This window comes from Natrialba chahannaoensis JCM 10990, from assembly GCF_000337135.1.
Taxonomy (GTDB): Archaea; Halobacteriota; Halobacteria; order Halobacteriales; family Natrialbaceae; genus Natrialba; species Natrialba chahannaoensis.
In genome coordinates, this window is record NZ_AOIN01000067.1 from 35,048 (window position 1) to 49,017 (window position 13,970).

The window sequence follows — 13,970 nt, forward strand, 5'->3', positions numbered from 1 at the left end:
TAGATGGCAGACGAAGACGATAGCCCACAGGAACTCGAGGACATCAGCGGCGTCGGTGCCAGCAAGGCAGATGCCCTTCGTGAGGCCGGCTTCGAGTCCATTGAGGACGTCAAGGAAGCCGACCAGGACGAACTGGCAGAAGCCGACGGCGTCGGCAACGCGCTTGCAGCGCGTATCAAGGCTGACGTCGGCGATCTCGAGGTCTCCGAGGAGACCGAGGCCGAGATCGAAGACGAAGGCGTCGACGAAGCTGATGAGGAAGTCGACGAAGATATCGAAACCGAACTGCAGGCTCGCGGCCTGACCGAGAAGACGCCGGAGCTTTCCGACGAGGAGGCACGGCTACTCCAGCGCCGCAAGAGCGAAGGCAAGCCGCAGTTCAACCGACAGGACTACCACAAGAAAAAGCGCACGCCGGAATCCTGGCGTCGCCCACGCGGCCAGCTCTCGAAGCAGCGCAAGGGCGTCAAGGGCAAGGGCCCAACGGTCCAGGCCGGCTACCGCACCCCAGAACCCGTTCGGGGCAAGCACCCGAGCGGCTTCGAGGAAGTCTACGTCGAGAACGTCGACGACCTCGAAGGAGTCGACGGCGACACGGAAGCAGCCCGTATCTCCTCCTCCGTTGGCGCACGCAAGCGCGAGCACATCGAGGAAGTCGCCGAGGACCAGGGCGTTCGCGTCCTGAACCCAACGTACGAAGAGGTCGAGGTGGAATCCGATGACTGATCTGTCCGCACAGAAACGACTCGCAGCCGACGTCCTCGACGTTGGTAAGAATCGTGTCTGGTTCGACCCTGAGTCTCAGGCTGACATCGCTGAAGCGATCACCCGTGACGAGATCCGCGAACTCGTCCAGGACGGTCGCATTCAGGCGAAAGACGCCAAGGGCAATTCCCGCGGCCGCGCACGTGAGCGCAACGCAAAGCGTGCCTACGGCCACAAGAAGGGGCCCGGAAAGCGCCGCGGCAAGAAGGGCGCACGCCAGAACGAGAAAGACGACTGGCAGAACAAGATCCGCGCACAGCGACGGAAACTGCGCGAACTCCGCGACAAGGGCGAACTGACGCCCACGCAGTACCGCGAGCTCTACAAGAAAGCTGGCGGTGGGGAGTTCCGCAGCGTCCGGTACCTGTTGAACTACATCGACGAAAACTACGGTGACCAATAATGGCGACAGGACCACGATACAAAGTGCCGATGCGGCGTCGCCGTGAGGTCCGGACGGACTACCACCAGAGGTTGCGCCTGCTGAAATCGGGTAAGCCCCGCCTCGTTGCCCGCAAGAGCAACAAGCACACTACGGCGCAGCTGATCGTTCCCGGACCTCAGGGGGACGAGACGCTCGCAAGCGCACACTCGAGTGATCTCGAGGAGTACGGCTGGGACGCACCCACGAGTAACATTTCCGCGGCGTACCTGACCGGCCTGCTGGCCGGCCAGCGCGCCGTCGAGAACGGTGTCGAGGAGGCAGTCCTCGACATCGGCCTCAACACGGCAACACCCGGTAACAAGGTGTTCGCAGTGCAGGAAGGCGCAATCGACGCTGGTCTCGAGATCCCGCACAACGACAGCGTGCTCGCAGACTGGTCGCGTACCCGTGGCGAGCATATCGCCGAGTACGCAGCACAGCTCGATGAGCCGCTGTACAGCGGTGACTTCGACGCAACAGAACTGCCAGAACACTTCGACGAGGTACGAGAGGCGATTCTCGAATGAGCAACTACAACGACAGCGGATGGGAACCCGTTACCCGTCTCGGTCGGATGGTTCAGGAGGGCGAAATCGACACGATGGAGGCCGCCCTCAACTCCGGACTCCCGCTCAAGGAGCCCGAACTCGTCGACCAGCTCCTCCCCGGACTGGACGACGAAGTGCTGGACATCAACATGGTCCAGCGCATGACCGACTCCGGACGACGCGTGAAGTTCCGCTGTGTCGTCGCCGTCGGCAACCGCGATGGCTACGTCGGCTACGCGGAAGGCCGAGACGACCAGGTCGGGTCTGCCATCCAGAAGGCAATCGGTATCGCGAAGCTGAACATAATCAAGGTCCCGCGTGGCTCCGGTTCGTGGGAGGACCGTTCGGACCGTCCACACTCGATGACCCGCCAGACAACCGGCAAGGCCGGCTCCGTCGAGGTCGAGGTCATCCCAGCCCCCGAAGGGCTCGGACTCGCTGCGAGTGACACGGTTCACGCCGTCCTCGAACTCGCCGGCATCGAAAACGCCTGGACCAAGAGTCACGGCAACACCCGCACGACTGTGAACCTCGCGAAGGCGACGTTCAACGCACTCGAGAACGCCTCGCAGTCGCGCCAGCCACAGATTCGCGGTGCCGCTGACAGTGACAGCGACGAAGCCGAGGTGGCTGACCAATGAAGGCCGTCGTTCAGGTTCGCGGTGAGGTAAACCGCAATCAGGATATCCAGGATACCCTGGAGATGCTCAATATCCACGAGAACAACCACTGCGCGCTCGTTCCCGAGACCGATGCCTACGTCGGCATGGTCAACAAGGTCAACGACTTCGTTGCCCACGGGGAGCCTGACGCCGAGGTACTCGAGACGCTGCTCGCCAAGCGAGCGGAGCCACTCGAGGGACGCCAGTCTGACGTGGACGAGGCGTGGCTCGCCGAGAACACCGACTACGACGAGTTCGGTGCGCTCGCTGAGGCGCTCCTCGAGGAGGAGACGACGCTTCGCGAGCAGGGACTGTCGCCGACGCTGCGACTGCACCCGCCGCGTGGCGGTCACGACGGGATCAAGAAGCCGACCGCAGAGGGCGGTCAACTCGGAAAGCATACAACCGAGGAAATTAACGTCCTGTTAGAATCGATGCGATAACAATGACGAGCAAAAAACGACGCCAGCGTGGATCGCGGACCCACAGCGGTGGCTCTCACAAGAATCGACGTGGAGCCGGTCACCGTGGTGGACGCGGACGCGCCGGGCGAAGCAAACACGAGTTCCACAACTACGAACCGAAGGGAAAACACGGCTTCAAGCGACCACAGGGGATCCGCGAGAACGTCGCGGAGATCGACATCCAGAAGCTGGATGAGGATGCGATCCTCTACGTCGCCGAGGACGAAGCCGAAGAGACTGACGACGGCTACCGACTCGATGCACGCGATATCGTCGAGGATGGTCACGAGGTTGACGTTGTCAAGGTGCTTGGCTCCGGACAGGTCCGGAACGCACTCGAAGTGACGGCTGACGCCTTCTCCGATGCGGCCCGCGAGAAGATCGAGGCTGCCGATGGCGAAGCCGTCCTTTCCGAGCGTGCACAGGAAGCGGCTGAAGCCGAGGCGGAAGCTGACGCCGACTCTGAAGACGCCGACACCGAACAGGACGAGGAGTAACACATGGGATGGAAGGAAGCCGCTGAACCGGTCTTAACGCGGATGCCCGCAGTGCGCCGTCCGGAGGGGCACGTCCCCTTCAAGCGCAAGCTGGCGTGGACGGCCGGCATCCTGATGTTGTACTTCTTCCTGACGAACATCACCCTGCTCGGAATTGAAGCCGGGCAGGCAGACGACCTCTTCGGGGAGTTCCGTGCCGTCCTCGCGGGCGAGCACATGTCCCTGCTGCAGGTCGGTATCGGACCGATCGTCACGGCAAGCATCGTCTTGCAGTTGCTCGGTGGAGCGAACCTGCTGGGTCTCGACACGGACGACCCGCGTGATCAGGTCCTCTACCAGGGACTGCAGAAACTGCTCGTCATCGTGATGACGGCGCTGACTGCGCTTCCGATGGTGTTCGCCGGCGGCTTCCTGCCAGCTCAGCAGTCGCTCACGCTCGGCGGATTCACCTTCGATCACACTCAGATCCAGCTGCTGATGTTCACCCAGATCTTCATCGGTGGCGTCCTCATCCTCTACATGGACGAGGTCGTCAGCAAATGGGGCGTCGGCAGCGGTATCGGGCTGTTCATCATCGCCGGCGTGAGCCAGCGTCTCGTGACCGGGTTCATCCAACCCACCGAGGGTGGGTTCTTCTACAACTGGTACCTGATCCTCACGGGCCAGATGGAGATCGGTTCGTTGGTCTCTGGTGACGGATTGTCCACCCTGTTGATGGGTGACGGCGGGCAGATCATCGCGCTACTGACGACGCTGCTGATCTTCGCAATCGTCGTCTACGCGGAGTCCGTGCGAGTGGAGATCCCACTCAGCCACGCCCGCGTGAAGGGTGCTCGCGGTCGCTTCCCAGTGAAGCTCATCTACGCGAGCGTCCTGCCGATGATCCTCGTCCGGGCGCTGCAGGCCAACATCCAGTTCATGGGTCGGATCCTCAACAGCCAGACCGGTGACCAGACCGTCATCTCGCTCTTCGGCCGAGAGCTGCCGTGGCTGGGAGCCTACTCGGACGGCCAGCCCACCGGTGGATTCTTCTACTACACGGCACCGATCTACGAGCCCGACGACTGGATGTGGTGGACCGGTGAAATTGCCCAGGAAGCCTGGATGGTGATGATCCGCATCGGCGTCGACCTGACGTTCATGGTCATCGGCGGTGCCATCTTCGCCATCTTCTGGGTCGAAACCACCAACATGGGCCCCGAAGCGACCGCCCAGCAGATCCAGAACTCCGGCATGCAGATTCCCGGCTTCCGACAGAACGTCGGCGTCATTGAGAAGGTCATGGAGCGGTACATCCCGCAGGTGACTGTCATCGGTGGCGCACTCGTCGGCCTGCTCGCCGTCTGGGCGAACATGCTCGGCACGATCGGTGCGGTTACCGGAACCGGCCTGCTGCTGGCCGTCTCCATCACCTACAAGCTCTACGAGGAAATCGCCGAAGAGCAGATGATGGAGATGCATCCGATGATGCGCGAAATGTTCGGCAAAGAGTAGACTGCCCTACGCAGTCTCGCCGTCTTGTGGTCTTGCGGTCTTGTATTCTTCTATCGCCATTGTACCGAGCAGCATCGGCGGATATATCGGGTTTGGCCTTGAGACGATTCACTGCCCGATTTTATGACAGTCGTAGACGCATACATACACTTCCGTTCACACCTACATTCTCCGTGTCTCGTGCTGTGAGAACCGTCTCACTACACCCAATGTTCCCCTCTCTTCAGTAGAACGGCGGCCCACTGCCCCTGTAACACCTCAGATCTGTGCTGGCTGTGCTACCTCGCGTACGAAAACCACCATGGTCGGCGGATCCATTCCAGTTCCGTCCTGTGTCGTCCCTCCCATCGGGAGCACTCAGTCGTGGATCTCTCTGTGCAGCGCTACTCGAGTCACGAAGCGACACGAGGGCTGTTCGCAGGATGGAGTAGTGGTGCAGGGGGTGTGGTCTAGGCGATACAAAGGGACACGGGAACCTGTGCGGTGGCGGTGTACAATAATGGCTACAATGTCGAAAAAGTGGTCTGGTAGTGCCTGCTCAGTCGTCGGCTGCGGCCGGTGACGACGTGGGCGTCGAATCAGCGGTGAGCAAGGAGACGATGAGCATCGCACCGATCGTCACTGGCCACGGCGTGATCGGGTCGAGTTCCGGGAGCAGGTAGAGACTGCCAATCGAGCTGGTAAGTCCGACGAGGAGTCCGGTGAGTACCGCTTCGGGTGTCGTTCGCTCCCAGAAGAGGATGAACAACAGTGGGATGCCAAACGTCACGCCGAGCCCGACGTAGGCAAACTCGATAATTTCGAAGATCGTTCCGGGGCGTGTGTAGGCAATGACGACGCCCAGCGCGACGACGACGCCGACGACGGCGCGGCCGAGGACGATGAGTTCGTGTTCGCTTGCGTCTGGGTTGATCGCCGACTCGTAGAATCGCGTCACGTCTGCCGAGGTGACAAGCAGCATCGAGTCCGACGTCGAGAGGATCGCGGAGACAATCGCGGCGAGCAAGATGCCAGCGATCAGCGTTGGGAACAGATCGACGATCGCCATCATCGCAACGTTCTCTGCCTCGGCTGGATCGAGGCCCTCGTAGAGGACACGACCCGCTGCACCGATGAACAGCGGGACAGTGAGCCGTAGTGACTGGAACGTGACCGTGATGACCGAGGCTGCGCTCACGATCCGCTCGGAGTCGATCGCCTGGAATCGCATCAGCGACTGGGGTTGTCCGATCGTCCCCAGGGCGAAGGAGATCCAGGCCAGCGTGGCGACGAGCAGCGCCGTGCCGGCTTCGCCAGCGGTCATCGAGAGCAGCGAGGCATCGGTTGCTGTCACTTCGGCAACGAAGGCGTTCCAGCCTCCAATTTCCAGAACCATGAGAACTGGGAGCGTAACGGCGGCTACGAAGATCAACACGCCCTGAAACACGTCGGTCCAGATGGAGGCGTTGAACCCGCCGAGAACAGTGTATATCCCGACGATAAGGCCACCAACCAGAACAGCCCAGGTGTAATCGATGCCGATCCCGGTATCCATTGCCTCACCGACGGCGATGATCTGTGAACCCACGTACGAGACCATGAACACGACGACAGCGATCGTCGCGACGAGTCTGATCAGCGACCCCAGTCGCTCGCCTTCGAAGTAGACGGCGATGTGGTCGACGATGGTGAGACTTCCCAACTCTTCGGATTGTCGGCGGAACGGTGAGGCAACGTAGCGGTACATGAACGCAATGACGATGATCATCGTCACGGAGAACCAGAGACCGCTGAGCCCCGTCGTGTACCCAATGCCGACCCAGGCGAAGAACGTCCAGCCACTGGCGACCGACGCGACGTCTGAGATTGCCATAGGCCATACGCCGACCTCTCTCCCTCCGAGCATGTAATCAGAGAGACGTTTCGTCTCTGTAGTCGCGAAGAAGTAGCCCCCGATTAGTAGCAGTACCAGCAGGTAAATTGCGAAGATAAGTTGTATCGAGAACATTTACCGCCTCCCCAGAATCGTCACGTGGCCGTCGCCACGGCGCTTGTCAACCCGATACAGGAGATACATTGCAACCGGCAGTAACGCCATCACTGCGACAGCGAGTACTGTTCCGGTCGGTAAGCCAGTTCCAAACATGTGTGTTTGTGGTGTTCATACATTCCTCTTGAACGTTTCTGCTCCCCCGACCGTTGCCGAGCCGTTCAGTCACGACTCTCCACTCTCGTCCATCTCCACAGCGATCTCCCCTCCCTCACTATCCCACTCCCCCACTCCATGGAGAACCGTCTCTTGGTCGACAATCGGAAGCGACTCGAGTTCCTGCCCGGGCGACTCCCGGTCAACCGTAGGGGGGAGGTCGAGATCGGCGACGTGAACGTAGGTTTGACTTGGTTGGTCTTCGACCGCCGTTCCGCCCGGAACGAGTTCGGCAGGTCCAACCTGATCGACCAATGCACCGAGGTCTGCAACCGTTGCGCCACTACTGATTCGGACAGTGTCATCGCCCAACTCGATGCTCGTTCGGGTAAGATCGAGGTTCCACTCTTCGAGAAGCGCCGTGAACTGCGATCCAGTTGATCCACTGAGCGGATCGGGGCCGAGCGACTCGGTGATGAAGCCGAGGGTTCGGTCTGCGACTGTCGACTGCAGGAGTTCGAATTCGCCGTGCAGGTCGAGTTCCCCGTCGACGTCCGTTGCAGTGAGTGAGAACGAAACTGCGGCAGGCTCTTCGAACCCGCGATCCGTCCGCTCCTCGACGTACTCACTCCAGTTGTCGGTCGTGCCCGTCACTGTTGTGTCGATCGTCGCCCATGGGGTGTCTGTTGCGGTCTGCCCTGGATCCTGATCGGCGTCTCGCTCGTCGGTGATATCGATCGATGCGTTCCACTCGGTTGTTGTCCGGAGGTTCGCTGCGGCCTGTGCGTCCAGCGTTTTCTCCACGCGCTCATCGGCGGTCAGGTTCGCCGCTGACGTGTCGTCTGTCGCGTTCGCGGTCGTTTCTCTTTCACCCACTCCTTCATCCTCAACCTCTCCCATGTTCTCTCCTCCCGGAACAGTCACACCCGCCAGCGCCCGCGCCGTCTCCTCGTAGTTCCCGACCGTAATCTCCCACTCGACCGCTGTCCGTGTCTCCGTCTCCGTTTGCGTCGTCGCTCGCGACACTGCAACCGTCTCGAGGTCAAGCGTCGTCACCGCGCTCGCGATCTCGGATGCATCCTGTGCGGACACCTGGGAGTGCTCCGCCAGTTCGCTCGCCAACATCGCCTCGATTCCCGCATCGATCCCCGTGTACGTCACGACGTACTCGAGTTCGAGTCGTGCTGTTTCGCCCTCGCTTTCGTCCCCACCCGTCTCCACGATTTCGTACTCGTGGTGGTTGAGTTCGACCTGGCTTTCGCCGTCGAACGCTGCGGCGATGGCGTCGTACTCCGCTTCGAGCGCGTTCGAGAGTGCTGTTCGATCGGAGAGGAAATCCGCATCTACGTCTTCGTCAGTCGTGTCGACGTACTCGAGTTGGCTGACGGAGAGCCGGTACCCGTCGGAGAGGCCGTCATCGGCGAGCGTGAGATCGGTGGTGGCTGCGGGTGTCGTGTTTCCGCCAGGCGTTGCACTCGGGACTGTTCCCTCCGGCGCTCGTTCGTGAACGACGGCCCACTGCCCGCTCGTAGTAACAGTTTCGGGCGTTGTTTCCATCATCCCGCTCGTCTCCGCGGACATCGGCGGCTCCGAAACGGACTGTACCGGCGTTCCGTCCCGTGCTCGTGTTGTCTCCGTCGACCCCGCGCCTACCGGTCCCGGTACGTCGGTGATCGGCATCGTACTCGAGAGCGAGGCGTCGAATTCGTTCGCGTCCGGAGAGTATTCGCCGTCGACATCGAGTGTCAGTTCAGCCCTGCTGGTGGGTTGGGCGAACAATTGGTCAAGACTCTGATCGAAATCGAACGATTCCAGTGCGGTCGTCTCCGTCGGCTCCGCATTGCCGGCGGTATCGGCGCTCTCGCCCCCTGGATCGAGTTCGCTTGCGGTCCCACCTGACAGGCCCCGCAATAGCTCTGTAAGCTGTTGTGTGACGTCCGCACCGAGTTGGGTTGCTCCACCGGCCGAATCGGATTCGTAGACGAGCACGGCGCTGTCATCGGCCAGGAGGTAGAGCTCGTTCGCTTGACCCATGTCGTCGGCAGCCGCTTCCGGGGAGTCATACTCGATCATGTTCGGCGGCGTATCCGCGGTGAGCAGCGATTCTGCCGGGTTTTCGCCGTAGGCGTAAGTGAACCCGAGGCTTAGGACGGCGACAACAGCGAGAACGACGATGCCGACGCCGACGAGGAGTTCCCGTCGGCTCACCGAGCCGCGATCGTTGCGCTGGAATCGCCGTCGTGTCATATACTGCAGTTCTGACCCGGACGTTATAAAAATACGATATTACATGTGACAGTTCGCGGTTGTGACTGACACGCTTGGTTTTGGGTTGTCTGAGAGCACGTGGGTACGCTGGCGCTATCACAGTCCAAGCAGTGCAACTGGATACACGAAAAGGACGCGCAAAACGCGGACGCGGGAAGGAAAAGAACTGGAAGTGGATGTGGAAGTGAAAAGGGAACCGAGAATCAAGAACCGAACCGTCTAGTTGTCAACCGATACTATGCTGGTGCCGATTACTGAATGGAGTATCCCGCTGCGATCGTGAGCAGGAACACCATGAACACGGCGGTTGCCATCATATACGTGATCGACCGCGGTTCCTCGATCAGGTGCTGGTAGTATGCTGCAATCAGTCCGATCTTGGCGACCGCGAGTAGGATCGTCCCTCCGATCGCGACCGAGTACGCAAAGTCGAACTCGAAGAAGACGAACTTCCCCGTACCCAGTACCAACAGCAGGACGTAAATGATGGTGTACGTTCGAAGGTCAGCCATTAGGGTAGAATTGTGAGCGTCGGTTACTTATACCTTCCTCATGCGGCCCGTCGCACCGGTGTGGTGGCGATTATGTTCGCGCACAGTCGGCGTCGTCGCTCACTGGTTGTGGTGACAAATCAAGACGCAAAATTGGAACCCTGTGTAGCGAAACAGCGCTACATCAGGTAGAACAGTGGGAACAGCAGGACCCACACGATGTCGACGAAGTGCCAGTAGAGCCCGAAGAACTCCACCGGACGGTGATCCTCCAGATACGCATCGACGCTGATGATCCGGTAGATCATGAACACGGCGATGAACAGCCCGAGGATCACGTGAAGTGCGTGCATGCCGGTCGTGACGTAGTAGATCGAGTACTCGAGGCCGTACCACCAGTACTCGCCGTCAGCGAACTTCACGCTGTACTCGTAGGCCTTCACACCCATGAACGTCAGTCCGAGCAGGAGCGTCGCCGTCATGGCACCGAGCAGCCCCTTCTTGTTCTTCCGTTCGGCCATCACGAGCGCGAGGATGACCGTGAAGCTCGAGGTGAGCAGCACGTAGGTGTTGAGCAGACCTGGCCAGGAGGCAAAGGGCACGGTCGTCCACTCGTGCCAGCCCATGTGGATACGCATGAAGATGTACGCACCGATGATGGCACCGAAGACGACGACGTCAGATGCCAGGAACACCCAGACACCGAACTTGGTGTTGCCGACACCGCCGAACGGCCAGCGCTCTGCGATGTTCATCTCCGGCACTTCGAAGTCCTCCATGCCGAATTTGTACAGCGTCACACCCATGATACCGATCCCGAGCACCGTCAGAATCGGATACAGCATGCTCGGTTCGGGTACGGTAGTAAGTCCCTCGGGCGGGTTTGGCGTTCCTTCGGCGAAGTCGACAATGTAGGGCGTCAGCCCTGACAGGCCGAGGAAGAACACGAACGTCCCGACACCGATACCGAACGGCCAAATGCTGGCGTGGTCGGCGTGTTCCTCTTCGTGCTCTATTGTGGCCTCGGCTTGGTTACCCTGTCCGTGTGCCACCCCGCCGTCCGTCGCAGCCGGCGAATCCTCGACGAACTCGAGTCGGCCACTGGCGTAGCTCGGTCGCCCGTCCCAGTTCTCGAGCGGCGGTGGGGATGGAACTGCCCACTCGGCCGTTCGGGAGAACTCCCACGGGTTGTCGGGAGCGTCGGGACCGGAGACCCAGCTCTTTGCGAACGTCAGGATCATGATCAGGAACGATAGACCGAGGATGAACGCCCCGACGGTCGCAACCCGGTGGTAGATCTGGGCACCCTCGGCGAAGTGGAAGACACGTCGTGGCGTCTCCCAGGCGAGGAACATCGGGAAGTACAGCATGTTGAACCCGATGAAGTAGACCGCGAAGTTGAGCTTGCCCAGCGTTTCGGAGTACATCTTTCCGGTGATCTTTGGCCACCAGTAGTAGAGGCCGGCGACCAGTGCGGTCACACCGGAGACCATCACGTAGTGGAAGTGTGCGACGACCCAGTAGGTGCCACGGAACTCGTAGTCCAGCACGACGGCACCGAGGAAGACCCCGGTAATACCGCCGAGGATGAACAGCACGAGCGCACCGAGGCTGAACAGGAACGGGGTCGTGAATCGCACGCGTCCCTTGACCATCGTGTAGATCAACGCGAAGACCATCAGGTCGAACGGGAGCGAGATCCCGATGGTCGTCGCCATCATCAGTGTCTTGATCTCCAGGTTGATAGTCGTCAGGAACATGTGGTGCATCCAGACGAGGAACGACTGGACGGCCACGAGGACCATCGCGATGATGACCCACTTGCGGCCGACGAGGCGTCGTCCGGTGAACGTCTGGAACGTCTCGAACATAATCCCCAGTGCGGGGAAGAAGACGATGTACACCTCTGGGTGACCGAAGAACCAGAACAGGTGTGCCCACAGCAGGCTCGACCCCTGATCTGTCGCGAAGTACTGCGTCAGTAAGACACGGTCACTCACCAGCAACAGCAGTGCAGCGAGCAGCGCTGCGAACGCGAACAGCATCATCCAGACGGTCAGGAGCCACGACCAGGTGAACATCGGCATGTTCCAGAGGCCGAGCCCCTCCGCACGGGAGCGATGAATCGTTACGAGGAAGTTCACCGTCCCGATCGTGATCGAAATCACGAACAGCATCAGCCCGAGGATGACGGCGTTGCCACCCGTCGTCGCTTCCATCGCGGGTGTATACGTCGGCACGTTCAGTGGCGCGTACATCGTCCACCCGCCGGCGAAGGTGCCCTGCTGGAAGAACGAGATGATCAGCAGTACGCCCGAGAACAGGTAGAACCAGTAACTCAGGGCGTTCATCCGCGGGAACGCGAGGTCCTTGGCACCGATCTGCAGCGGCACGAGGTAGTTCGCGAATCCGGAGGCGATCGGTGAGAGGAACCAGAACACCATCAACAGCCCGTGTGTGGTGACTGCCTGGTTGAACTCGTTCCCGGTCAGGATACCGACCCCGCCCGGCTCCCAGAGTTGGATACGGAAGATAAGCGCCATCGCACCGCCGAGCAGGAGGAAGAAGATGGCAGTGGCGATGTAGAGGATCCCGACGTCTTTGTGATTCGTCGTGACGAGCCAGCGCTTGACCGTCGTCATTGGTGGGAGATCAGCCATTATTCGTCACCTCCCTCCTCGGCGTCGTTATCGGTTTCGTCGCTGTCACCGTCGTCGTTCGTTTCTTCCTCTTCTTCGTCAGCTTCCTCATCCTCATCATCAGTTTCGTCGTCTTCAGCTCCCAGTTCGACCGTGTAGGTCTCGTCAGTTGGGCCGGTGAAGTCGACACTCTCCTCGATCGTCTCGAACTCGTCGTCAGTCGAGGTGATGGTCAGTTCGTACGGTCCACCCTGTTCGATCTCGCCGATCGTGATGGAGCCGTTCTCGAACTCATCGTCAGCGTACGTGAAGCTGAGGTCCTCCTCGAACTGGTCGTTCTCCTCGTGGACGAGCTCGAGTTCGAAGCCGTCAGTGACGCGCTCTTCGTTCTCGTCTTCGAGTGTGATCTCCATCGTGAGCTGTTCGTCAACCCACTGTTCGAACTCTTCTTCAGAGAGAACCTCCACGTCGGAGGTCATCCCGGAGTGACCAAAGCCACACAGCTCGAAGCACTCGACCATGTAGTCACCATCTTCTTCGGCGACGAACCAGGTTTCGTCAGTCTCGCCCGGAATCGCGTCAGCCTTTACGCGAAGCTCTGAGATTCCGAACGTGTGCCAGACATCCCGTGCTGTCACCTCTGTCCAGATCGGTGTATCAGCAGGGACGACCAGACCATGATCAGTGTCGGATGTTTCAATACCGTTCTCGTATGTGAAGTCCCAGCCGAAGGCCCAGCCTTCGACCTCGACCTCGAGTGCCTCTTCGTCAGGGGTGTCCGGTCCATCCTCGACGACGAGGAGCATCCCGTAGGACCAAACAACCAGCGAAATGACGATGATGGCACTTAGTCCGAACGAGAGGAATAGCTTCTTACCGCCCTGTCCGCCTGTCGGAAGTTCTCCGAGCGTTGGCAGATCCTCGTCGGCCTTCGAGTCGCCGTTATCACGATACTTGTACGCGTTGTACAGGGTATACGCGACCACGACGACACCGACGAGCGTCCCGAGGCCGAGGAACACGAGGAAAATCTCCTCGAAGATATCGACTCGGGTCTGCACCTGCATCGGAGTCATGTATGCGTTGAAGATCGTATTCACCTCTGTTGGAGCCGCCTATATGTCGGACGGTGGTTTCCGGGACCACTTATCTATTTGGAAACGGGCCGACGCGCTCGGTTTTGCCAAATGCTGTCCGTCGACGAATCACGTCAGCGTAGTGGGCCCGTCGACATGGTCCTCGGGTTGCCTGTTGGAGTCTGTCCTCTTCTTTCTATCGTTGCCAGAGCCCGATTTTCATTAGAAACCCAGAGTGTCCACACGCCACAGCGCAACGAACGCGAACAGGTTCGGCATGCCCGGATCAGTTTGCGGTCGTATCCATATCGCTCCCCCCGTCTCATTGTTTATTCACGCTCGCGCGCGAACCACTACAAATACGAGAACGAGAATCTCGTATTTCTCGTATACGAGAGAGGAAATCACCAGAGAACTGCACGACCACACACCACGGTAACTGCCCCAATCCCAAACTCCCGAGGCACTCGGGCTGCTCCGCCTGTAGACGCCCCAGCAACCGCTTGTTCCACGAGCC

Annotated in this window: 13 protein-coding genes; 7 read left to right on the forward strand and 6 right to left on the reverse strand. The window is 60.1% G+C overall.

Going from position 1 to position 13,970, the window contains the following annotated elements; translation table 11 throughout:
- Positions 1-3: 3 nt before the first annotated feature.
- From C482_RS12555 to secY, 7 genes are read left to right on the forward strand one after another with little or no spacing between them, the layout of a single operon-like run.
- Complete coding sequence (locus tag C482_RS12555) at positions 4-726, forward strand: 50S ribosomal protein L32e (protein WP_006167993.1); 723 nt, start codon at positions 4-6, stop codon at positions 724-726.
- Complete coding sequence (locus tag C482_RS12560) at positions 719-1,168, forward strand: 50S ribosomal protein L19e (protein WP_006167994.1); 450 nt, start codon at positions 719-721, stop codon at positions 1,166-1,168. The genes C482_RS12555 and C482_RS12560 overlap by 8 nt, the downstream gene beginning before the upstream one ends.
- On the forward strand, positions 1,168-1,716 hold the full coding sequence (locus C482_RS12565) for a 50S ribosomal protein L18 (protein ID WP_006167995.1): 549 nt from the start codon (positions 1,168-1,170) through the stop codon (positions 1,714-1,716). Before C482_RS12560 ends, C482_RS12565 begins: the two co-directional genes overlap by 1 nt.
- Positions 1,713-2,378: a 30S ribosomal protein S5 gene (locus tag C482_RS12570; RefSeq protein ID WP_006167996.1), complete on the forward strand. Its 666-nt coding sequence runs from the start codon at positions 1,713-1,715 to the stop codon at positions 2,376-2,378. Before C482_RS12565 ends, C482_RS12570 begins: the two co-directional genes overlap by 4 nt.
- Entirely contained in the window at positions 2,375-2,842 is a 468-nt protein-coding gene (gene rpmD, locus C482_RS12575; RefSeq protein WP_006167997.1) for a 50S ribosomal protein L30, read from the forward strand. The genes C482_RS12570 and rpmD overlap by 4 nt, the downstream gene beginning before the upstream one ends.
- Before the next feature lie 2 nt (positions 2,843-2,844).
- The gene (locus C482_RS12580; RefSeq protein WP_006167998.1) at positions 2,845-3,360 is read left to right on the forward strand and encodes an uL15m family ribosomal protein; all 516 of its coding nucleotides are present in this window, start codon (positions 2,845-2,847) and stop codon (positions 3,358-3,360) included.
- Positions 3,361-3,363: 3 nt separating this feature from the next.
- Positions 3,364-4,854: a preprotein translocase subunit SecY gene (gene secY, locus C482_RS12585; protein ID WP_006167999.1), complete on the forward strand. Its 1,491-nt coding sequence runs from the start codon at positions 3,364-3,366 to the stop codon at positions 4,852-4,854.
- Positions 4,855-5,392: 538 nt separating this feature from the next.
- Here the strand turns inward: secY and C482_RS12590 are convergent.
- The 6 genes from C482_RS12590 to coxB all read right to left on the reverse strand — a co-directional run bounded on the left by C482_RS12590 (position 5,393) and on the right by coxB (position 13,444).
- Positions 5,393-6,841 carry a sodium/proline symporter gene (locus C482_RS12590; RefSeq protein WP_006168000.1) on the reverse strand — a complete coding sequence of 483 codons (1,449 nt, stop codon included), beginning with the start codon at positions 6,839-6,841 and terminating at the stop codon, positions 5,393-5,395.
- Positions 6,842-6,979 carry a hypothetical protein gene (locus C482_RS21825; protein WP_006168001.1) on the reverse strand — a complete coding sequence of 46 codons (138 nt, stop codon included), beginning with the start codon at positions 6,977-6,979 and terminating at the stop codon, positions 6,842-6,844. It lies immediately after the preceding gene.
- A gap of 69 nt (positions 6,980-7,048) precedes the next feature.
- Positions 7,049-9,226 carry a hypothetical protein gene (locus C482_RS12595; RefSeq protein ID WP_006168002.1) on the reverse strand — a complete coding sequence of 726 codons (2,178 nt, stop codon included), beginning with the start codon at positions 9,224-9,226 and terminating at the stop codon, positions 7,049-7,051.
- 272 nt (positions 9,227-9,498) lie between these two features.
- Positions 9,499-9,759 carry a cytochrome C oxidase subunit IV family protein gene (locus tag C482_RS12600; protein ID WP_006168003.1) on the reverse strand — a complete coding sequence of 87 codons (261 nt, stop codon included), beginning with the start codon at positions 9,757-9,759 and terminating at the stop codon, positions 9,499-9,501.
- Positions 9,760-9,917: 158 nt separating this feature from the next.
- Positions 9,918-12,398, reverse strand: coding sequence for a cbb3-type cytochrome c oxidase subunit I (locus tag C482_RS12605; protein ID WP_006168004.1), 2,481 nt, complete (start codon positions 12,396-12,398; stop codon positions 9,918-9,920).
- Complete coding sequence (gene coxB, locus C482_RS12610; RefSeq protein WP_006168005.1) at positions 12,398-13,444, reverse strand: cytochrome c oxidase subunit II; 1,047 nt, start codon at positions 13,442-13,444, stop codon at positions 12,398-12,400. The genes C482_RS12605 and coxB overlap by 1 nt, the downstream gene beginning before the upstream one ends.
- Between the last annotated feature and the right edge of the window lie 526 nt (positions 13,445-13,970).

Coding starts and splice junctions, on each gene's coding strand:
- coxB (WP_006168005.1), bottom strand. CDS start 13,444: ATGCAGGTGCAGACCCGAGTCGATATCTTCGAGGAGATTTTCCTCGTG.
- C482_RS12595 (WP_006168002.1), bottom strand. CDS start 9,226: ATGACACGACGGCGATTCCAGCGCAACGATCGCGGCTCGGTGAGCCGA.
- secY (WP_006167999.1), top strand. CDS start 3,364: ATGGGATGGAAGGAAGCCGCTGAACCGGTCTTAACGCGGATGCCCGCA.
- C482_RS21825 (WP_006168001.1), bottom strand. CDS start 6,979: ATGTTTGGAACTGGCTTACCGACCGGAACAGTACTCGCTGTCGCAGTG.
- C482_RS12600 (WP_006168003.1), bottom strand. CDS start 9,759: ATGGCTGACCTTCGAACGTACACCATCATTTACGTCCTGCTGTTGGTA.
- C482_RS12605 (WP_006168004.1), bottom strand. CDS start 12,398: ATGGCTGATCTCCCACCAATGACGACGGTCAAGCGCTGGCTCGTCACG.
- rpmD (WP_006167997.1), top strand. CDS start 2,375: ATGAAGGCCGTCGTTCAGGTTCGCGGTGAGGTAAACCGCAATCAGGAT.
- C482_RS12570 (WP_006167996.1), top strand. CDS start 1,713: ATGAGCAACTACAACGACAGCGGATGGGAACCCGTTACCCGTCTCGGT.
- C482_RS12560 (WP_006167994.1), top strand. CDS start 719: ATGACTGATCTGTCCGCACAGAAACGACTCGCAGCCGACGTCCTCGAC.
- C482_RS12580 (WP_006167998.1), top strand. CDS start 2,845: ATGACGAGCAAAAAACGACGCCAGCGTGGATCGCGGACCCACAGCGGT.
- C482_RS12555 (WP_006167993.1), top strand. CDS start 4: ATGGCAGACGAAGACGATAGCCCACAGGAACTCGAGGACATCAGCGGC.
- C482_RS12590 (WP_006168000.1), bottom strand. CDS start 6,841: ATGTTCTCGATACAACTTATCTTCGCAATTTACCTGCTGGTACTGCTA.
- C482_RS12565 (WP_006167995.1), top strand. CDS start 1,168: ATGGCGACAGGACCACGATACAAAGTGCCGATGCGGCGTCGCCGTGAG.